Source organism: Vibrio sp. NH-7, assembly GCF_053643215.1.
Map to the genome: position 1 here is coordinate 2,668,325 of NZ_CM132187.1, position 21,179 is coordinate 2,689,503.

Annotated in this window: 18 protein-coding genes; all 18 read right to left on the reverse strand. The window is 47.1% G+C overall.

Annotation, left to right across the window (positions count from 1 at the left end):
- A complete protein-coding gene (locus ACUALS_RS12360) occupies window positions 1-3,873 on the reverse strand; it encodes a YhdP family protein (RefSeq protein WP_454448450.1) in 3,873 nt (1,290 codons plus the stop codon).
- Window positions 3,874-3,882: 9 nt separating this feature from the next.
- Window positions 3,883-5,352: a ribonuclease G gene (gene rng, locus ACUALS_RS12365; protein WP_005472701.1), complete on the reverse strand. Its 1,470-nt coding sequence runs from the start codon at window positions 5,350-5,352 to the stop codon at window positions 3,883-3,885.
- Between the two features lie 19 nt (window positions 5,353-5,371).
- Complete coding sequence (locus ACUALS_RS12370; protein ID WP_005472703.1) at window positions 5,372-5,932, reverse strand: Maf family protein; 561 nt, start codon at window positions 5,930-5,932, stop codon at window positions 5,372-5,374.
- A gap of 2 nt (window positions 5,933-5,934) precedes the next feature.
- Entirely contained in the window at window positions 5,935-6,423 is a 489-nt protein-coding gene (gene mreD, locus ACUALS_RS12375) for a rod shape-determining protein MreD (RefSeq protein WP_005472647.1), read from the reverse strand.
- Window positions 6,413-7,300, reverse strand: a complete 888-nt coding sequence (gene mreC / locus ACUALS_RS12380) for a rod shape-determining protein MreC (protein ID WP_005472635.1) — start codon at window positions 7,298-7,300, stop codon at window positions 6,413-6,415. The genes mreD and mreC overlap by 11 nt, the downstream gene beginning before the upstream one ends.
- 52 nt (window positions 7,301-7,352) lie before the next feature.
- Complete coding sequence (locus ACUALS_RS12385) at window positions 7,353-8,396, reverse strand: rod shape-determining protein (RefSeq protein WP_004747218.1); 1,044 nt, start codon at window positions 8,394-8,396, stop codon at window positions 7,353-7,355.
- A 152-nt stretch (window positions 8,397-8,548) separates the two neighbouring features.
- Complete coding sequence (locus ACUALS_RS12390) at window positions 8,549-12,370, reverse strand: DUF6701 domain-containing protein (RefSeq protein ID WP_454448451.1); 3,822 nt, start codon at window positions 12,368-12,370, stop codon at window positions 8,549-8,551.
- Complete coding sequence (locus ACUALS_RS12395) at window positions 12,367-12,804, reverse strand: MSHA biogenesis protein MshP (RefSeq protein ID WP_331399044.1); 438 nt, start codon at window positions 12,802-12,804, stop codon at window positions 12,367-12,369. Before ACUALS_RS12395 ends, ACUALS_RS12390 begins: the two co-directional genes overlap by 4 nt.
- A complete protein-coding gene (locus ACUALS_RS12400) occupies window positions 12,794-13,519 on the reverse strand; it encodes a PulJ/GspJ family protein (protein ID WP_043887013.1) in 726 nt (241 codons plus the stop codon). The genes ACUALS_RS12395 and ACUALS_RS12400 overlap by 11 nt, the downstream gene beginning before the upstream one ends.
- Window positions 13,519-14,079: a type IV pilus modification PilV family protein gene (locus ACUALS_RS12405; RefSeq protein WP_005472765.1), complete on the reverse strand. Its 561-nt coding sequence runs from the start codon at window positions 14,077-14,079 to the stop codon at window positions 13,519-13,521. The genes ACUALS_RS12400 and ACUALS_RS12405 overlap by 1 nt, the downstream gene beginning before the upstream one ends.
- Entirely contained in the window at window positions 14,076-14,549 is a 474-nt protein-coding gene (locus tag ACUALS_RS12410) for a type II secretion system protein (RefSeq protein ID WP_454448452.1), read from the reverse strand. The genes ACUALS_RS12405 and ACUALS_RS12410 overlap by 4 nt, the downstream gene beginning before the upstream one ends.
- 135 nt (window positions 14,550-14,684) lie before the next feature.
- Window positions 14,685-15,161, reverse strand: coding sequence for a type II secretion system protein (locus ACUALS_RS12415; protein ID WP_005472688.1), 477 nt, complete (start codon window positions 15,159-15,161; stop codon window positions 14,685-14,687).
- A gap of 32 nt (window positions 15,162-15,193) precedes the next feature.
- A complete protein-coding gene (locus ACUALS_RS12420) occupies window positions 15,194-15,769 on the reverse strand; it encodes a prepilin-type N-terminal cleavage/methylation domain-containing protein (protein WP_038140424.1) in 576 nt (191 codons plus the stop codon).
- A gap of 75 nt (window positions 15,770-15,844) precedes the next feature.
- Entirely contained in the window at window positions 15,845-16,324 is a 480-nt protein-coding gene (locus ACUALS_RS12425) for an MSHA biogenesis protein MshF (protein WP_454448453.1), read from the reverse strand.
- Window positions 16,308-17,528 (reverse strand): type II secretion system F family protein, encoded by a 1,221-nt coding sequence (locus tag ACUALS_RS12430; RefSeq protein ID WP_454448454.1) that lies wholly within the window; start codon window positions 17,526-17,528, stop codon window positions 16,308-16,310. Before ACUALS_RS12430 ends, ACUALS_RS12425 begins: the two co-directional genes overlap by 17 nt.
- 8 nt (window positions 17,529-17,536) lie before the next feature.
- Window positions 17,537-19,261 carry a GspE/PulE family protein gene (locus ACUALS_RS12435; protein WP_334475329.1) on the reverse strand — a complete coding sequence of 575 codons (1,725 nt, stop codon included), beginning with the start codon at window positions 19,259-19,261 and terminating at the stop codon, window positions 17,537-17,539.
- Window positions 19,261-20,334 (reverse strand): tetratricopeptide repeat protein, encoded by a 1,074-nt coding sequence (locus ACUALS_RS12440; RefSeq protein WP_454448455.1) that lies wholly within the window; start codon window positions 20,332-20,334, stop codon window positions 19,261-19,263. Before ACUALS_RS12440 ends, ACUALS_RS12435 begins: the two co-directional genes overlap by 1 nt.
- Window positions 20,334-21,176 (reverse strand): ExeA family protein, encoded by an 843-nt coding sequence (locus ACUALS_RS12445; protein WP_454448456.1) that lies wholly within the window; start codon window positions 21,174-21,176, stop codon window positions 20,334-20,336. Before ACUALS_RS12445 ends, ACUALS_RS12440 begins: the two co-directional genes overlap by 1 nt.
- Between the last annotated feature and the right edge of the window lie 3 nt (window positions 21,177-21,179).

The following is a 21,179-nucleotide window of genomic DNA, read 5'->3' on the forward strand; positions in this document are numbered from 1 at the left end:
CTATTCCAAGGATTCTCGTAATTTTTCGGGTAACGCAAACTCGCCTTTGCTACGCGAAAGCTCTTTGACCACTGGCGAATCTAACGGCCCTTTAACTTCGTAGTTCACTTGGGTGAATACCTCGACCACCGGTGAGATAACCGTGGTTATCGCCAGCACATACAGTGCTGTTTGCGGGGTGACTGCAAAGGCGGTAAGTACGGGGATCCCTGATGTGATATCTGGAACGAAGTTGACTTCAGCATCAACGGTTTGACTGTTTAAGTTGGCAAGACCACGAATCGTCATCTCCCCCGCCACCGCATCCATTTTGATGTCATTCGTTAGGAAAACCCCATTTTTAATCTGACCACTGCCCGTAATCGAGTTAAACGCCATACCGTTGTCAAAAACGTCGGTAAAATCGAGCTGCATCTTTCGAATAATCGAATCGAGGCTGAACAATCCAAGTAATCTTGCCGCCCCACTCACATCGGAGATCATCCCTTTGCCCAATCGCGTGTTCACATCGCCTTGGAGAGATTCCACTTTCATCGACCATGGCGCCCCATCCCACTCGACGTTCGAACTGATGTCGAATGGCGCGCGCTGAATACCAGAAGAGACGCCAAAGCGTTCCATCACATCGCTGTTGTTCTCGCCCGATATTTGAATATTTAACTGCGTATGACTGCGAGTGTCGTCGAGCGTCCAACGACCGCTCATTTCCGCTTTGTTCGTCCCACTCTCAAAAGAGAGCTTTTTCCATTCGATCGAATCGCCTTGGCGCTGAACATCCATATGGGTTTTGCCCACTTTATACCCTTGCAACCAAAAGTCATCGATGGTCAATGTAATATTAGGCAAGAGTTCATGGAAACTCCGGTCAAACTCACTGATTAATGGGAGATCTTTTGCTTCAGGTTGAAACAACGATTTGTCTTTATACTCGGTGTCCAAGGCCGGAATATAAAGATGCAGTCGATCAAGTGCGACGGAAAGATCATAAGGTGCTAAGTAGCTTGCCTCACCGGATGCCTCTTGGCTTTCAAGGTTCATGTACCAGCCAAGTCCCTTTTTCTTTGCAGAGAAATCGACGTCGTTCCACTCAATGCCCGCCAAGGTCATCTCTTTGGTATTTATCTCAATACGTTGCGGCTTTGGAGTTTCAGGCGTGTTCATTTCGCTGATTGCCGACTGAGCGACAGGCTCAGGCTTGTTCATAAACTCAATCCAACCGTCGAGATCGAAGTGATTCGTCCTAACTTGAGCATGATGACCTGCAACAGGACTGATTTTAAAACTCCCCTTACCAAGGACCAAGTTGGTCGCTCTTAAGACCGGAGTATCAGGGCGAATATCAATCTCAGCTTGATACTTTAAGTTAGGCAATTGTAGACGCGCGGTAATACTTTCTTGGTTACCCGATGCCTGCAACCTAGCTTTACCCGACTGCTGAGTCAGCTTGTTAAGTGGGTATGGGTAATCGCTAGCAATCCAACGTAAATCCGCCGTTGTGTCAATTTGGTAGGTAAAACCGACGTCGTTAAGCTGGATGTCGACGCCCATTCGCCACGGCGCGTGACCTTGTAAAGGATCGGTCCATTTTCTACCAATGTACGGGCCAATTGGTTTGATGTCCCAATCGCCTACCACATCAATATCGACACCATAACCTTGAGCGACATTTTCACCGCTAAAATCGATGGCAATGTCTTGATCGAGCAGTTGTGCAGAGAGGCCAGCCGCTTTGACCACATCATTATCAAACTCGATACGTCCAGTCACATTTGAAAGGCTCATTGGTGGGGCGTCTATTTCAACATGATTACCAGCAAGATCGGCGTAGCCCCATGCTCGTGCATCTAGGTCAGTATCAAACGGGATATTAAGCTGAAAGCTCGATGTGACTGGACCTTGAACTTGAATCGCGGTTAGCGCAGCACCCACCGAGTCAACCAATGGAGTCGTGTTCATATAGTCACGAACGGCATTGCCCTGAGCAACAGCACTCGCTTCAATTTCAATGTGCCCGCCCTCGGCTAACTCTGGAATACGACCGGTAATTCGACTCGCTTTCACATCTTGAAGCGTTGCGCTGCTTGAATCCAAATACATCGCATCATTTTGAAAAAGGAGGTCCAATTGCAAGTCAGTGATTGGCGGCCAAGCTGTGTCAAAACTAAACTTCGCGTCTTTTAACCCCACCCAAGCTTGGAACATGCCGTCATTGTTTTTATAGGGGAAATTCGCCAGCTCGCCATACCAAAGCAACTTGGCGGTATCCACTTTACCCGCTTGGATTGCAGTCGAAAGGTAGTCAGTGAGCTCTTGTCCTAACGCCAACGTCGGCAGGTAACGCCAAGTCTCCCCCGCATTGTAAAGATCGGCTTCAGCGTAGAATGAAAGAAATGGACTTCGCTCTTTAGGAAACTCGAGTCGAAACGCGCCCAAGACCTGCAAATCGGGTGTGGCTGCGGTGACTTTATCTGCCCACAGACGCCAGCCTGAATCGTCTTGTTGCCAAACGATATCCACTTCGCCCTGCTTAATATTCAGCGGCGCTTGAAAGACGTCACCGTATGGTAAGGTGTCATCAATCAAGTTTAACTTCGCACGCGCTTGATTAAGATTACCGCTCACGGAAGCTGAGAGATGATGCAAGCCTGGTAGCAGGTCCCACTGAGACATCGAGCCATTGGACAGCTCCGCCGAGTATTTGAGGCTATCGAGATCTGCGCCCATTGAAATACGCACATCTTCAATCAGCCCACCAATAGCCAAGGTTTCTAACAGTTTGGTCGTTTGAACGGATTCTGGCGCAAGCTTAACGAACGGCGTGATCGCAGCGATATCCAACTGTGAAATGTTTAATCGCCACTGCTGTGGTTGCCAATCGAACGCCATGTCTAATTCTGGCCATGGAATATCGTCGGTGCGAAGCTCTAGTGAGTGAGCATTTACTTGCCAACCTTCATTTGTCGGTTCTAGCTCAAACACGCCCGATTCAATCATCAAATCATGGCGCTGACCTTCTTGCCAAATCAGCTCTGACGCTTCTAGTTCTAGATAAGCGCCAACGGGTTTGGAGTGTCGTAACGTGAGCCAGCTATTGAAACTCAGCTGGCCTTTTTCGATCCCGGTTTCTGTCTTCAGGTATTTGGTCAACCAAGGCGTCACCAAGACATTTTGCGCCGATAAATAAAACTCTCCACTCACATCACTGAGCGATCCATAGTCGACGAAATTGGCTTTGACTTTAGCTGAGTTAATACTGCTATCAGCAAAGCTCACTTCACCATCAGCAAGGTGATGACGGCCATTATTTTGCCAACGCAGCTTAGCGATCTCTAACTGACGCTCTGAGCCATCAACTCCTTGAAAGAGAATGCTCGAATCAAGCAGAGAAAAATCATCCATTTGCCTTAGCAGCAATGAATCGAGCTGCTCAACCACATTCTTTTGTGACCCTTTCGGTTCTAGAACCGTTTTGTCGTCGTCAGTTTTTACCGTTTCAATTGAGGTGATATCGAGGACAAGTTGATGGATGATCAGATCGGCAACAACAGGTTGGCGCCGAACGAGAGACTGGAAAAGGTCTAATTCAACTTCAACCCGATTGGCACTAAAGGCAATCCCGCTGCTTTTTGGGGTGTGCACTTCTACGCCTTGCAACGAAATAGAAGGGTGCGTATTGCGCCAAAAACCATTGATTTCAGCAATTTCGAGATCAAACCCCGTACTGTCGCTGACCCAGTTTTTTATCGGTTCTTGGAAATGGTTAAGTTGAGGTAACGTAATACGCAAAGCCGTCACCGTGATAGCGAGTAACACTAGCACTGTGACGACTACCCATAATACAAACCTTGCTAAACGCGTTGTTGCTGAGCTCACATACAACCTTTACATCATAACGACGTCAAACTGCTCTTGAATATACAAAGGCTCAGCTTGAATCTTAACTTGCTTACCAATAAATACTTCCAGCTCAGCAAGAGCATGTGACTCTTCGCCATGGAGAGTATCCGCAACAGCCGGGGAAGCGTATACAACAAATTTATCTGCGTCGTAGGCTCGGTTCACTCGAGTGATTTCACGTAGAATTTCGTAGCAAACCGTCTCTACCGTCTTCACGCTTCCACGCCCTTCACAAGTTGGACACGTAGAACAAAGGATATGTTCAATACTTTCACGTGTGCGCTTGCGCGTCATCTCGACGAGACCAAGCTGAGTAAAACCGTTAATATTGGTTTTGACGCGGTCTTTATCTAATGCAGCTTCTAATGAAGTAAGTACACGCTTACGGTGTTCATCTGAGGCCATATCAATAAAGTCGATAATGATGATGCCGCCAAGGTTACGCAAACGCAGTTGGCGAGCGATCGCCTGAGTGGCTTCGACATTGGTGTTAAAGATGGTCTCTTCTAAGTTACGACGGCCAACGAAAGCCCCAGTGTTGATATCAACCGTGGTCATCGCTTCGGTCTGATCGATAATCAGATAGCCTCCCGACTTGAGCTCCACTTTGCGATCAAGAGAACGCTGGATCTCATTTTCGGTGTCGTACATATCGAAGATAGGCTTATCCCCTTCGTACAGCTCCAGCTTTTCTGTCAGCTCAGGAACGTATTCGGAGGTGAACTCTTTGAGGTTCTCGAACTCTTGGCGCGAGTCGACTAAGATTTTGGTTAATTCGGTACCAACGAAATCACGCAAGATACGTTGTGATAAACCAAGCTCTCCGTATAAGGTTGAGCGGTTTTTGTACTTAGCTTTCCGCTCCATCACTTTCGACCACAAGCGCTTTAAGAAGGCTGCATCTTGAGAGAGCTCTTTATCTAACGCGCCTTCTGCCGCGGTACGAATGATAAAGCCGCCATTTTCATCGCAGTAATGACCCACAACCTTCTTTAAGCGATGACGCTCATCTTCACTTTCAATTCGCTGTGATACCCCGACGTGGCTGGCTCCCGGCATAAACACCAAATAGCGGGAAGGTAGGGTAATATCGGTCGTTAAACGCGCGCCTTTGGTGCCGAGCGGATCTTTGACAACTTGGACAACGATGTCCTGCCCTTGGCGAACAAGCTCAGAAATATCGCGGACTTGAAACTGCTGCTTTTCGTTTTCCGCGACGCACTCGGTGTGCGGGACAATATCGGACGCGTGCAAAAACGCCGCTTTCTCTAGACCAATATCGACAAACGCCGCTTGCATTCCGGGCAATACCCGACTCACTTTACCTTTGTAAATGTTTCCAACAATGCCACGTTTGGCTTCACGTTCAACATGGATTTCTTGTAGGGTTCCCCCTTCGATCATGGCCACGCGAGTCTCACTCGGGGTCACGTTGATCAGCAACTCTGCACTCATGAGCGCACCTCAATGTAAATTATAAAAATTTTTGCAGTAGCTGGTCAGTTTCAAATAATGGAAGCCCTACCACAGCGTGGTAACTGCCTTCGATACGGGTAACAAAACGCCCACCAATTCCTTGAATTCCATAACTGCCAGCTTTGTCGCACGGCTCACCTGTTTGCCAATATTGTTCTATTTCGTTCTCTGACAGGGTTTTGAACCATACGTCGGTCGATACAACGACCGTTTCTTGTTGTTCTTGACTCACGACGCTGACTGCGGTCATCACTTGATGCTCTCGGCCAGACAGCATCATCAGCATCTGTTTGGCATCTGCTAAGTTTAGAGGCTTTTCCAAGACTTTTTCGTCGCAGACAACGATCGTATCCGATCCCAGCACCACTGCATCAGGGTGAAGCGTTAATGCCGCCATCGCTTTGTCTTTTGAAAGTCGCGCAACGTATTGCTGCGCGGTTTCACTCTCTTGCTGTGACTCTTCGACGTTAGTCACCACAATGGTAAAGGGGTAACCCAGTTGCCCTAATAGTTCTTTGCGACGCGGAGAACCTGACGCCAAAATAAGTGATTTATTCATCGCTACCTTACATGCCAATGACGGCGAACACGACGCATCAGTAAGAACATCCACGGCCACAAAATGCAGTTAATCAAGCCACTCCATAAAGACACTGGATTGAAGGTAACATCTTGAATTAAGTATTCACCAAAGAAAATTAACACGTCGAGCAGCATGGAAAAGAGACCAATTAAGATCGCTTGCTGCCACAAAGCCATGTTTCGAATAACCAAAAAATTCAATGCGACTAGGTAGATAACAACCGACATCATCATACCTCGAATGCCTAACGTGGAACCAAGCAAAAGATCCCAAAGCAATCCGAGAATCAAGGCACTACCGACATTTACTCGATGAGGTAACGCCAGTACCCAGTAGCAAGTCACGAGTAATAACCAAGATGGGCGAATCAGATCTAACGTTCCTGGCCACGGGATGGTTTGCAAGGTCAGTGCAATCAGGAACGAACAGAGAATGACCAAGCGCCCTTTAAAGATACTATTCGCCATCCGAGACTACCTCTTGCATATTTTCCGGCGCAGCCTGTTGAATTTTTTCCTGACGCAAATCACTTGGCCAAATCAGAAGCAAGTAACGTAAACGTTCAAAATCAACCACGGGCTCCGCTTCAATCAGGGCAAACTCACGAGCATTATCGCGCTCAACATTCGCCACATGGGCAACGGGATAACCTTCAGGGTACACCCCTCCCAAACCAGAAGTTAGAAGCAAATCGCCTTCTTGAATATCCAAACTGATCGGAATGTGATCCAAGTTAATACGCTCCATATTGCCACTACCGGAAGCGATCACTCGGATATCATTGCGGATCACCTGTACAGGGATCGCGCTCAAACTGTCGGTCAGTAGTAACACGCGGCTGTTGTGGGCAGAGACAAAGGTCACTTGTCCAACAATACCTTTTTCATTGGCCACTGGTTGGCCAACGTAAACACCATCAATCTGACCTTTATCGATCACGACTTGATGGCGATAAGGGGAAGTATCAACGGCCATCACTTCGGTCACCACTTTGCGTTCGTCACGAACAAAAGATGAACCTAGCAGCTTTCTGAGACGTTGATTTTCTTCTCGATATTGATCAAGAAGAAGGAGATCATTTTTGAGGCGCAATACTTCTCGTTTTAGCGTGAGATTACTTTCTACAAAGTTTTGGCGAACATTGAATCGCTCGTAAACGCCGTCAAACATCACACGAGGGACATCAGCTAAATACTGAATCGGCGCAACCATGCTATTAAGAAAGTAGCGTACTTGAGCAAACGCACCTAAACGACTATCAGCCAGCATAAGGCTGGCTGATAAAACAACGGCAAAAAACAGACGTAATTGAAGTGAAGGTCCTCGGCCAAAAATAGGCTTCATTGAATATGAGTTCCTTATTTCTATGACCCTAGCTTGTCACTAGGTACTACGATTATTCTTCGCTAAATAGATCGCCACCATGCATGTCGATCATTTCTAAAGCTTTACCACCACCACGAGCGACACAGGTAAGTGGATCTTCAGCAATCACAACTGGGATGCCGGTTTCTTCGGTCAGTAAACGGTCTAGATCTTTTAGTAATGCGCCGCCACCAGTCAACACCATACCATTTTCTGAAATGTCTGATGCAAGCTCAGGTGGACATTGCTCTAGAGCGACCATAACCGCAGAGACAATACCTGTTAAAGGCTCTTGTAGTGCTTCAAGAATTTCATTCGAGTTCAGGCTAAAGCTACGTGGCACACCTTCAGCTAAGTTACGACCACGCACTTCGATTTCTTCAACTTCATCACCTGGATAAGCTGAACCGATTTCATGTTTGATCTTCTCGGCTGTCGCTTCACCAATCAAGCTGCCGTAGTTACGACGAACGTAGTTGATGATCGCTTCATCAAAACGGTCACCACCGATACGAACTGATGACGAGTAAACCACACCGTTTAGTGAGATTACCGCAACCTCTGTCGTACCGCCGCCGATATCGACAACCATTGAACCTGTTGGTTCAGATACGCGTAGGCCAGCACCAATTGCCGCCGCCATTGGCTCATCAATCAAGTACACTTCACGCGCGCCCGCACCGAGTGCTGATTCACGAATTGCACGGCGTTCAACTTGAGTCGAACCACAAGGCACACACACCAGTACGCGTGGGCTTGGTTTTAGCACGCTATTGTCGTGTACCTGTTTAATGAAATGCTGCAGCATTTTTTCTGTCACGTAGAAGTCAGCGATTACGCCATCTTTCATTGGACGGATAGCAGAAATGTTACCTGGCGTTCGGCCCAGCATTTGTTTTGCTGCATGACCTACCGCAGCAACGCTTTTACCCGCACGGTTGCGGTCTTGGCGGATGGCAACCACTGAAGGCTCGTCAAGAACAATGCCCTGTCCTTTAACGTAGATAAGAGTATTGGCAGTACCTAAATCGATAGATAGGTCATTTGAAAATATGCCACGAAGTTTTTTGAACATATTCTTCGCTCGTCCTGAAAGAATTATAAGATAGAAAATTGCACTAAATGTACCAATGCCTTGCCACTACAGCAAGGCATTGAAGCGTAAACATGGGCTGAAACCCGCAATTTCTAACAGATTCCTAACGATAGGCAGATAAATGACAAAATTTACTGTCCGAATAACCCAGGCTCGCCACGGAAGATCACTCGATCGTTGCCGCGGAAAATACCAAAAGTGATTACCGCTGGGGGATCTTCATCACCATTGTTGCGCCAATTAAAACGTAACCAGCTCTGATCGTCGATAATGCCATCACTATTACATTGAATCACTTCCTCAGCCGGTAAAGCACTTGGTGGAGTTGAGTTAACACGCAACCAAACTCGAACCTGTTCCCTCAAGTCAACCGTCGAGTTATTGTGGTTTACCGCTAAATCACGAGAAAGACCTGTACCAACACTCCCAGATCCCGTCAGGGAAGCTCCACTTATCGCGGCTCCATCGCTACGCCAAATCACTTGACGGCAAAAGTCATCGGAATCGAATTGGCTGCCGTTATCATCGACATTGATAATAAATCGCGTCTGATCCCAATACTCCATTCTCAGTGGAATAGCTAAACCTGATTGCCCGGTAATCGTGCCACCACCGGTGAGGTGCATTCGGCCATATCGAAAAACAGGCTGTAAAGGGAAGGTAACTTCATTGACAAAAGTGTCCACACCTCCAAGCACCTCTTTAAACTGAACACCATCAACCGCATCACTAATCTCTAAACCAAATTCAGAGTTGGACGGTGTATAGGGCCCGTCGGGCTGTGTGGTGTAGTTACCGGAAGAGTGCGTAATGGTTTGTTTTTCGAAACTAAAGTCATTGAACTCCAATTCAAGTTTCGCGGTATCGACGCTACCGTTTTTTGCCAGTTGCCAATATGATCGATCCCCCCACACGCCACCGTTCCAATTGGTAGTCGCTATAACTCGTCCATTCAAAGACGTGCCATCATTCTGTCGCGCAAGATAGGTAAAATCTGAAATGAGAGCATCGCTGAACAAACCATAATTTGAAGTTGGATTATCACTGACATTTTGAGCTTCGACGGTAAAAGCGTGCCCTATCGGTTGGTTCATGTAAGCAAAGCCATTGTGTCCCGATGCGTACCTCCATTGCTGCGTAATCGACTGCATTGCAAAGTGCGCAGGATAAAAACGACCTATCGCTTGCATATCTTGGTCGAGAGCCATCCCCAAATATGTCGCACTCGTAGCGAACTGCAAGGTGCCGACTTCGTCCCAACTATGAACAACCTCTTTAGTTGAAGATGTCGGTTCAAAACCGCTAACAGTCGCAGGAGCGGGAGAACCTAAACGTCCCCCGCTTGGATAAAGAAGAGTATAAGCTACATTCAGGGGGCCACTGTCTTTGGCATAGTTCTGAGTGATCGCCAATGCACATTCATCACTGCTGGTGCCGCTAAACACCACAGGACGATACGTCACATCAAAATCCAGCCCTGAATTCAAGAATCCGGGACTTCCTGTCGTTGTGGCGGGGTTTGTATTTCCAATATTGCTGCTTTGGTGAATATCACACAACGCAATTTTCCAAGGTCGCACATTTAGGGTGAAACGGCCTGTTAATTCAGCGTTGCCTTCAATCGGACACCCCGACAACCCCGTGCAGTCAAAACGGTCATCAGTCAAGGTGACGGTAAAAACGCCAGACTCATTAATCGTTAGATCGTCTGTTGTTCGACCATTGTCTGAAGCAGAAAACTGCGGAGAAAAAGTCAGATTCCCGTTGATGCCCCCCTGCGCTAGAGCCGGTGTCACTATCGCGTGTGTGACCGTCGGAGTACCGGTATAGCTCTGCGCGACAACTGGGTTGTTGTTTTCGTCACAAGCCAATACTTGACTGCTAACACTTTGTGCTTTTCCAGCGACAGCATCTACATCATCAATCGAAAACTTAAACGGAACAAACTTGTAAGTCGTTGTTTGCGTCTTTGTACTATCTAATGCCATTTCCACGCGCAAGCGATATGAAGTATTCAGTAACGTTGCTGATGGATCTGTCGAGGAAATCGCAAGGTTCAACTGACCATTCGCATTGGTTGTAAATTGACTACCTGAGCCACTGCCAACTCCCCCCTCGACCGAAGCCTGAAGAAACGACGCATCACCGAACGACGCTCTATAAAGCTGAATATTAACTTCTGTGGAAATGGGTGAACCGTTGTTTGTGGTCGTCACCGAAAACTGAGGAAAGTCTGTTCCACACATCAAACCAATATCGGTAGGTGGTGTTACCGACACCTGATAATCATTAGTTGGTGCTGAACATTGCCGTGGAGGCTTAAGATCCATACGGATATTGTTGTTGTTAGTACGGACGGTTTGAGAAGAGATTGATCCCTCAAAGTTCAGATCATTTCCTGAGTAAGTAAAACCATCCGCCGACTCGATATAGAGCAACGCCTTCATTCTTAAGTTTTGTCTCACCGCCTGAATTTGCGAGATACTTCCGTGCCCAATCAGAACAAGATCTTCGTAATCTCCAGTCCAGTTGAGATCTACGGAGTTACCATTCACGTTGAGTCGACGATAATGTATGAAAACTTGACCATTAGTAACAAGATCTGCGCCATTAGCGAAGTTTAAGGTATCAACCCAGTACACCCCCGCAGACAATGTCAAACGACGATTGTTATTGATTAGGAGCGATTGGTAGGTGCCAGGAGAGGCTGAGCAGTTATTTGAATTACAGTTAATGGTTGCCGTTCCCGATTGAAATGGAGGCAAAGTCGGAGGAAAGTCTGGATATGTCACCGACGCATCAAAAATACAGCGCTCTAGAGTACTACCATCATATATGCAGCCGCTGTTTCTTCCTGATAATGAGACTGAGGTAAACGAAAGTGGAGATCGATCTGGTAGATAGACTTCGCTGTTATTACCACTAAGAGAGAAAAGACCTGACGCTGGAAACCCATTTACATAGTAATTGTTCTGTGCCGAGCTAGGAAAGTACTCACATAAGTCAACCGTTGGGGAACCGTAGACAAAATAACCGATCGACTCTGACACGGGGTGACTGCGATTGGTCGCATCCTCTTCTAACGTGAAAGTGAAATGATCATCTGCAGAAAGATCACACGCTCTTAGCCAGCCGCCATCTCCCCCATTACGGGTCTGCTTCTTGGCAACGATCCCATAATTGGTATAGCTTCGGGGCAAATCGGCTCTATTGTTATTACATGATGCTCGCAACCCATTGGTTCCATTGCCTTGATTATATTGACGACTAGGTAAAACAAAAGAAAAATCAATACCTTCAGCCGTTACACCAGAAAATGGAGGCGCGGCTAAATAGCCAAATGTCCGAGTTCTTATATTACTATTCGGCAATGGCTGACGACCAAATTCAAGCGCGTAACGAAAACTGGTGCTACTCACATTATCGACGGTTGAATTTACCCAGAACGTTCTTCCAGCATTCGGTTGTATTTGAGAGAAAACGATCGGGGTTTGACCATTAAAACTGGTGCTAAAAGTACGAGTGTGCCAACTTTCACCAGTTCTATTTCCCTGTCTTTGATAGCGCGAAGCATTCAACTTACCAACTTCAACACGCATAGTCGGCTGGCTTGGGTCTGGCGCCCATACACCCGGTTCAGCAACAAAGTAATATATAGGGTCCATCGTCAAATTAGTGCCACTAAAAACATTGTCCTGCCGTATTTGAGCTTGCGTTGTTGTCACACTTTCGACAACAGCCAAAGCAGGATTGTCGTTTGCCAAGTTATTTTGCTTGATTGAAGACATGAGGAAAACGACGGGCGGCTCAGAGTAGCTTTTGGTAAATCTAATTTCGCACGAACTGCTCTGGCAGTTTTGCCCAGTTATCACACCAAATTCAAACTGAGCAAAAGCCGCTGAACTCATGAGAGCGCAGCCAATTAACAGCCAATGGATAATTCTAATGATCATGGTTCAGCCCTTAGCCACACTTCCTGACGACGCTGCATCAGGTTAATTCCGGTCCCACATTCTGCGCTAGATGACAGTACATACATTTGTTGGCCATCGGCCAATACCCCACCACGTGCCGAACAACTGATTTCAACAGCCGCACAATTCACCCTAGATGGAACTATAACCACAGTGCCATCCGCAGCGTTACAGGCACTTGACACGTCAAACGAGTCAGTTAGAGCACCTCTTGGCGGATAAATGTCCCGGAGAACGCGTTCATTTGCTGAAAACGCGAGAAGGGAAGCTTGCAGCCCAATGATATCTTTTGTATGCGCATCACTGTTTGACCACTCAATACGACTCAGGCTGGTTGCGAGAAAACCCATCACAACCAACACAAAAACAACAACGATGTAAAGGCTCCCTCTCTGGTAATTTTTATGGCACATTCAACACCTGTATGTCTTGGCGATAATTGGTCGACTCATCGCCTTCTTGATTGGTAAAGTTTAGATTAATATGCACGACCCCATTGTGCTGAACAGTCGCGGGCATGTAGTTAAGGCTGCCTCTCACTCCACCATCAGAGATTGGAACTACGTTGACACGGTTAACTAAACGTTGCACCCGTTGATTAATAAGGCAATAGCTCACTTCACCACTCGGGTCATAAATGTAATGCCGATTGGAAACAGACTGACTTACAAGATCGTTAGCAACGCCAGTTAACGTAAAAACATCATTAGCACTAGATACTGAGTTCAGCGGGAACACATTGTTCGTTGGCTGTGATTGTGTTGGGTTAACCACCAGCCTTAGCGAGTCAATGTCCGTCGTTGTTACCCCTTCACTGCCGACAACAAATTGAAGGTCTGCACCTGACACTGCATAGAATCCAGACGTTACAATAGGGAAGAATGAAATACAGTCTGTAGCCCCCAAAAAAACCAGATCATTACTAAACATGTTGGGAACAGCATGGCGTATTTCACGATTCATTTTTTCTAATACAAACTTCGCTTGAGTCTGCATGCGTTGACGGTCAATTGTGTCACTGTACCCACGAGCCCCCAAGTCAACAAACCCTGCGATACCTAATACCAAGATACTCCCGACGATCAACGTCAACACCATCTCAATAAGAGTGAAGCCATGTCTTCGCATCAATAATTACCTCTGTAGGCATGGAGTTCTATTGGGGCTTGGTTTAGTGCAGAAATCGTCAACTCAACACGCTTGAGCAAATCCAGCTCTTGGTAACTAACCGCAATGTCTACACGAAAATTGGCATAAGTTGTATTACCTAGTCCATCACCAAGCAAGATATTGAGGTCTTTGCAGCCATTGGCACCATTGGGCTCCCAGCAACCGATATAATCATCCACATCATTATATTCTGCGATACCTTCACCATCATCCCCCAGCTGATTAATTGAGGGGTTTACATCAGTCTCTTCAGAACAAAACTCGTGGGCCGTACCTATAGCAGCCCCCTCACCACAACGAAGACCTGCACCGCTGAAATCACCATACTGGTCAAAGCCACGCGCCAACACAGTAGACATAATGCTTTGCCCAAGTGCCGCTGCGCGAGCTTGATAATGTGGATTCGCTGAACGCGTAATTTGTGGAACTAGAAATTGGGTAATAGTCACCATAGCTAATCCCATCACCACAATCACAATGACACTTTCAATCAGTGTAAAGCCTCGAGTCGAGCTCATGAGCACCCTCCAGAGAACACATAACCCTGAGAGTTTAGATTGACGACACAGTTCTGGCTGGCTGACCGAACGCGAATTGCAGTCCCTGCAATTGAAGCACCAATAGGATTACCCAACAGGTCAAATTCGATTGGAGAGACCGAAGTAGAAAAAGAAACAACGTCTGAGCTAACCCAGTCACTGCGTGCTTCGTCTCGAGTAGTACAAGCTGCTTGCGAGCCAACACAGTCACTTTCCACCACCAGGGTAAAATCATTTGTCGCAGTGGCGGAGCTTAGCTCAACGTTAGATTGCATACGGTTAAGTTGTACTTGCCGGACAACAGAAATTACTTGCTCCTGAAGCACCTGTGCAGCGACGCTTGCTCGACCAGAAAAGCGACTCGCGGCATAAGCGGAGATAATCGCAAGCAAAAGGATGACAACAATTAACTCAACCAAGGTAAAGCCTTGTGTCCGTCTAAGTTTCATAGAAACCCTAAGTAATGAAATTTACTGCTTTGATTATAAATGAGATTGCGTGCGTGAGAGGCAAATTTATGCAGTTTTGAGAACGATTTAGAAGATGAGAAAAGAAAAGGCCAGCAATGCTGGCCTTAAGTATCACTAACAACCAGTGTTAGTCACAGTAATAGTAGGAGCCCCCGCAGATGCGTTAGTTTCGTAGGAAACGAAGCATGTCGTATCACTGGCGCTACCGGAAAAGCTATAGTGAATCACAGGTGGTGTCGCTGTTGAACCAGAGCCCGAGACTGCAATCCAGTCTCCATCATTTGCACCTAGTCCATCTACCGCGTTGCCAATACCATCTGTGGTTGCAGCAGGGTAACCAAACACAAGAGCAACCCCCGACGCACTGGATGCAGCAGTTACCGCCGCTTGTGTTTCTACACCATCAATAGCTGCTCGGCCATAAACGATCCCAGCAGCGCCAGCCATCGCTCCTTTTAAACCTTGTAGCGAGGACTCGCGTGCATCTGACTGTAAGTTAAGGAATCGCGGTGCCGCAGTTACAGCCAAGATACCCAAAATAACAATTACCACCACGAGTTCAATCAGGGTGAAACCGCCTTGTCTTTTCATAGTTTCTGTCTCTCTATGTTGTTAGCGCAGATCTACTGCAGCGTTACGGTCACACGACCAGTCTCTATTTCATACACGAACTGATGCTCGGTGCCTCCCTCTTGCTGAATATAAGTGCAAGTTGAGGCTCCATTGTCAGCCTGTGCTGAATATTTTACGTTTGAGTTAGTTCTTGCATTCGCCACAGTGTCGACACTTGGTGGGTTTTGCAAAAGATTGTCCATCAAATCAATACAAGCCTGATCCGTTAAGCTTGTTGGGAACGACGTATCATCCTCATTCAGAGCATAAGGATAACCGTCGCGAAATCCTGTATCAGCTCCGCTGCTGTCTTTTGAGCGCGTTAACCAGAAATCAACGCCATCATAATCGACTGTATTGTACTTTTCTGTGCCGACAGTCCTTGAAGGACGAGCCAAGGCTTCCCACTGAGCTCGTGCTGACAGGACACCTGTAGCAAAGCCGCCCGCTACACCTTCAATGCTCGCTTTTTTAGCTTCATCAGTAACATCCAAAAACCGAGGCAATGCAGCAACCGCGAGTAAGCCCACCACAACAATCACAACCACAAGTTCGACTAACGAAAAGCCAGACTGTTTTCTAAACATATAAATTAATCCACGTATCAGTACTGTTTATTATACTGCCAAGCCACAATATCGCTATTGCTCTTGGGCAAAAAATCACTCTGCGACCAAAACAATTTTAGCAGAAAAATGCTTATAGTTCAGATCGATAACAACATGTCGATTCATGCCGTAATCATAATCACAACGATAATGAGAGCCGTCAGAATGATTATGAATATTGATAGGTAAACTCTCCAAAATCTGCTTATCCGGATAGAGTACCTTCAGCCAATAATCGCAATCAATGTCCCCCGCCTCGTTGATAGGCAGCACCCAACCATTTTGCGAAAGAGTTAACAGCTCAGAGTCAATTTCGAGATGACTCGGTTGCTGTTGTAATAGCCACTTCTGCTTATAAAAGCTTGCTCTTTCAATGATTCGCTTGCTAGCAACTAAAAACGCGCTGTCATTAGCCTCAATCTCCACTTTTTGAAAAGCTGACATAAAGCTCGCGGTTAACACCATGACAACAAGTAACCAAACCGAGAAGCGCATCCGCCTCAGCATCAGGATGGCGTTACCCTTTGATCGCATCCAACATTCCCCACATAGGTAGGAAAATACCCAGTGCGAGAATCAACACCATGCCTGCAACAACAAGTAGCAGTATCGGTTCAATTCGCGCGGTTAGGGTTTTAAGATCGTAATCAACTTCTCGATCATAGAAGTCCGCTACTTCTAACAGTAGCTCATCAATTCGCCCTGTCTCTTCCCCGACAGAAATCATCTGAATGACAAGAGGTGTAAAGATGCCGCTATTTATTGCCGTTGAGGAAATGGTTCCACCCGCTTCAATGGAAGATTTCATTTCAATCAAGCGGTTCTCAAGAAACTTATTCCCGAGCGCTTCAGCCGCCAGTGCTAGCGATTGGTTTAACGGAACACCCGCTTTTAACATCAACGCAAATGTCCGAGAAAACCGCGATAATTGAGCTCGATTAACAAGGGGACCAACGATTGGCATTTTTAGGCGAAACTTGTCCCATTTTTCACGTCCATTGGCCGTTTTGACCCAAGCATTAAAGCCAAACAACACGCCTACTATCACCGCGATCATGACCAACCAGTAGTTGACGAAAAAATCTGACATAGTAATCAGAATCCGAGTAGGCAGAGGAAGGTCGACCCCAAAGCGGCTGAACATCGTTGAGAACTGGGGAATCACTTTCACGTTCAAAATGAACAACGCGATAACAATAAAGCTAATAACAAATGTTGGGTAACGCATAGCCGTTTTGATTCGTTTGCGCGTTTCCACTTCTTGTTCATAGTAATTCGCCAACTGCAACAGCGCCTGATCCAATCGACCCGTATTTTCACCAACATTGATCATCGAGACAAAGAGCGGGCTGAAGACTTTCGAATGCATCTGCATCGAACCTGCTAGGCTGCGACCATTTGTCAGCTCCTGAGTCACTTCCTCAAGCGCGTGTTGAAGCTGTTTGTTTGAACAATTGGAACTTAGCCCTTTCATTGAACGCAATAAGGGGACACCCGCTTTGGTCAAACTATAGAGCTGACGACAAAAAATAACCAAGGCTTCAAGAGGAACCGCGGGCGTAAATAGCTGATTGAGGTCAAACTCAAACGCAGATTTACCGCCTCCGAGCGTCAACTTGGTAGGGATGACGCCTTTGTTCATCAACTGTTCTGCAGCCGCTTCTTGATTGGCGGCTTCGATTTGCCCCGAAGCAGCAGAACCATCTAAGTTACGACCTTGATACCGAAATAATGCCATGCCCGAACCTAGATATAGATCGCTTTTTCTACGCCTGATGAATCACCTTCACCTAGGCTCATTACCTCATCGAGGCTGACGACTCCGCTTATCGCAAGCTCCATCGCAGAAGCGAGCAACGGCTTGTATGACGCAGATTCACGAGCAACGCGGGCAAAACCCACAGCATCACTCGCACGAAGCATATCCATCATATCTTGCTCCAATTCAAGCATCTCGAAAACACCAATTCGACCTCGATAGCCGGTAAGGTTGCAGTTTTGGCACCCGCGACCGCGAGAGAATGATGTCTCTACTTGGTTAGGGAATCGCTGCGCGAGCCACTGCTTCCTTGCTTCATCAACGTGCTCTTCGGTTTTGCAGTCAGGACAGATCTTACGAACCAGTCGCTGAGCCACGACCGCTCGCACTGCACTTGCAACCAAGTAGCCTGGTGCGCCCATATCCATCATCCTCAGCGCGCTATCGACCGCGTCATTAGTGTGCAGAGTGCTCAATACAAGGTGACCGGTTAATGCGGCTCGCAGTCCTATTTCGACGGTTTCTTGATCGCGCATCTCACCAATCAAAATAATGTCCGGGTCTTGGCGTAAAAAGGTTCTTAGCACCGTAGAGAAGTCGAGGTCGATTTTAGGGTTAACTTGAACCTGATTGATACGAGGCAAGCGATACTCAACAGGGTCTTCTGCGGTAATGATTTTCTTCCCTGGTACATTGAGTTCACTGAGCGCACCATAAAGTGTCGTGGTTTTACCGGAACCAGTAGGGCCAGTAACGAGAATCATGCCATGAGGACGTTTCAACTGGCGACGAAGACGCTCAAGTAGATGGGAAGGAATACCAGAGTCATCCAATTTACGTACGCCCGACGACTGATTTAGGAGACGCATTACCACCGATTCGCCGTACTGGACGGGCATCGTGGACATACGAATATCAACCGATTGACCCTTCGCCTTGATATTAAAACGGCCATCTTGTGGTAAACGCTTCTCAGAAATATCGAGGTTGGCCATCAGCTTCAAACGCAGCACAAGGGCTGGAGCGATGTTGACCTCATTGAGCAAAGTCTCGTGTAACACACCATCAATCCGCTGCCTTAATCGCAATACATCAGCGTCAGGCTCGATATGAATATCTGATGCGCCGATCTGGATCGCATCTTCAAATAGAGAGTTGATCAGTTTGACTACGGTAACTTCATCGCTGTCTTCGCCTTCAATACTAAAATCGAAGGCTTCTGTAACTTGGTGCTCCGCTTGAAGTTGCTCAGCAAAGGACGCGATCTCTTTTGTCCGACGATAATAGCGGTCAAACCCATCGACGAGCTGCTTTTCAGGAGCGATGACAAACTCAATACCATATTGAGGCAGTTGCCCCAACAAAGCTTCTTGAGCAAACAAGTCTGCCGGGTCACTCATCGCAATACGTAACGTATCTTGCTGGCGACCAATGACCAAAGCGCGCAGTCGACGTGCATGCACTTCTGGCAGTAACTGGACCGCCTCGACATCGACGTTTGCTCGGCTCAAATCAATCAGCGGAATATCCAACTGTTGAGAGAGGAAAGTCAGCATTTGATGTTCAGTGAGGAACCCTAACTCAATTAAGGCGGCGCCCAACTTTCTGCCCGTCGACTTTTGCGCAGCCAGTGCTTGTTCTACCTGCTGTTCGGAGATAATGCCTTCTTCAACCAGCAAATCACCAAGACGTTTTCGAAGTTTGATTTGCACTATTTTGACTCCCCTAACTGCTTGATCAAAGCCAAACGGTCATGAATAAATTGCTGCGACTGTCCCGACAACCCGAATCCAGCCAGCGCTTTGTTGTACGACTGCTGCGCTTGCTCAAATTCAAGTGCTCGCTCTTGCTGAATCGCCAAGCCTAACCACCAGCGACCACTTTCCGGTTCAATCTCTACTAGCTTTAGATAACTCGATAACGCCATCTCATTTTGATTGTTCTGCTGCGCGAGCACACCACGAAGAGAGAGATACTCAACACTTGCCTCTTCTGGTAGCGCCGACAAAGCCGTTAGAGCTGCAGCGTTTTGCTTCTCTTTCATTAACAGTTTTGCTAGCGCGAGTCGCAACACGACACTCTCTTTGTCAAGGCTTATGCCCTTTTGTAAAAGCTCGCCCGCTCTACGCACATCACCTTTGCCGTAATAGAGAGCTGACAGGGTTTGGCGAACCTTTGTGTCATACGGTGTGTATTTCAGTGCCTCACTGTAATTTGCTAATGCTTCATCTAGGTTATTGCTATCTAGGGCTTTCTGCGCCCTTTTTTGAGCATTATTAGAAAGCTGCTCTGCCGTTAGCTCGACCTGCTGAATCACTATGTCACCTGAGTTGGCTTTTGAGCTTACCTGCTCGGATTTATTACCCGCCACTTTTGGCTGAGAAGATGACTCAACTTGAGCAAGTGCAATGACAGGTTGATTTCTCGTAACAAGGGATAAAGTTTGGTCAGCCTCTGACAGCGCAGAAGGGAGACTTTTCACTTCGGAGCGATATATAGTTCCACCCTGAGTGGTCGCTTTCGCCGTTGGAGAGGGCACATGGTTGTTAGTTGCTGCAGACTCATTAAAAACCGAGGACAGTTCAGGTGCTATTTGCTCTATCTGAGAAGGTTGTTGATAGGAGATCGCCCATCCACCGACACCTAAACTGATCGCAAACGTTCCAACAACCCAAGGCACAACGGAGCGTTGCTTTACGGGTGACACGCGAATCTGCTCAATCTCAGAAAGCTTTCCCCCTTTCTTACGAGCTAATTCAGACAATGCTTGGTTGATTGCACTCATTATTCTCTCCACCCCCAAAATATGGGACGTTTAAATTTTGGTTTTCTGCTGTCGTACGTATCGTGGATTGCGTCATAAAGATGTTCGTTGCAGACCTTTTTTTCATCACGGCTGCTCGCTACAACCAGTGCTTTGTGACCAATTTGATTGATTAGCCGAGGAATTCCACGGCTTGCGCGCCAGATGGCTTTTTTCTGCTCACTGCTGAACAATTGTCGACTACCGCCCGACTTTTCCAGCCGATTATCAATGTACGCCACCACTTCATTGAGATTCAGCGTGCGAATATAGGCGCTGAAGGTAATTCTTTGACGAAGCTGGCGTAAATGATGCTGCTGCAGCCTTGCCTCTAGCTCTGGCTGACCTATGAGGACAATGTGAAGCAGTTTCCTATCTTCTGTTTCCAAGTTGCCAAAAAGACGAAGCACTTCAAGGGCATCATCAGGCAGAGCTTGCGCTTCGTCGACAAACACCACCACTTGTTTTCCTTCTCTTGCCAGCTCAATCAAACGGCGTTGAATCAACTCGACCAATGTATTGGTGGTGTGCTCTTCAATACCTAACTCGGCAGCGACCGCAACCCGCAGTTCCTCACCATTGAGTGCAGGGTTGGGCAAGTAAACCAACTGAACGTGATCAGGCAGATACTTGACCATCATGCGGCACACCATCGTTTTACCAGTGCCCACTTCCCCAATCACCTTCACCAGCCCCTCTCCAAGCTCCAAAGCGGAATGGACAGTATGAATCGCTTCATAGTGTGGCCCTAAGCCGAGAAAGAGCTCAGTCGAAGGGGTTAGCCCAAACGGTAATTGTTCGAAGCCAAAATAGTCCAAATACATCCG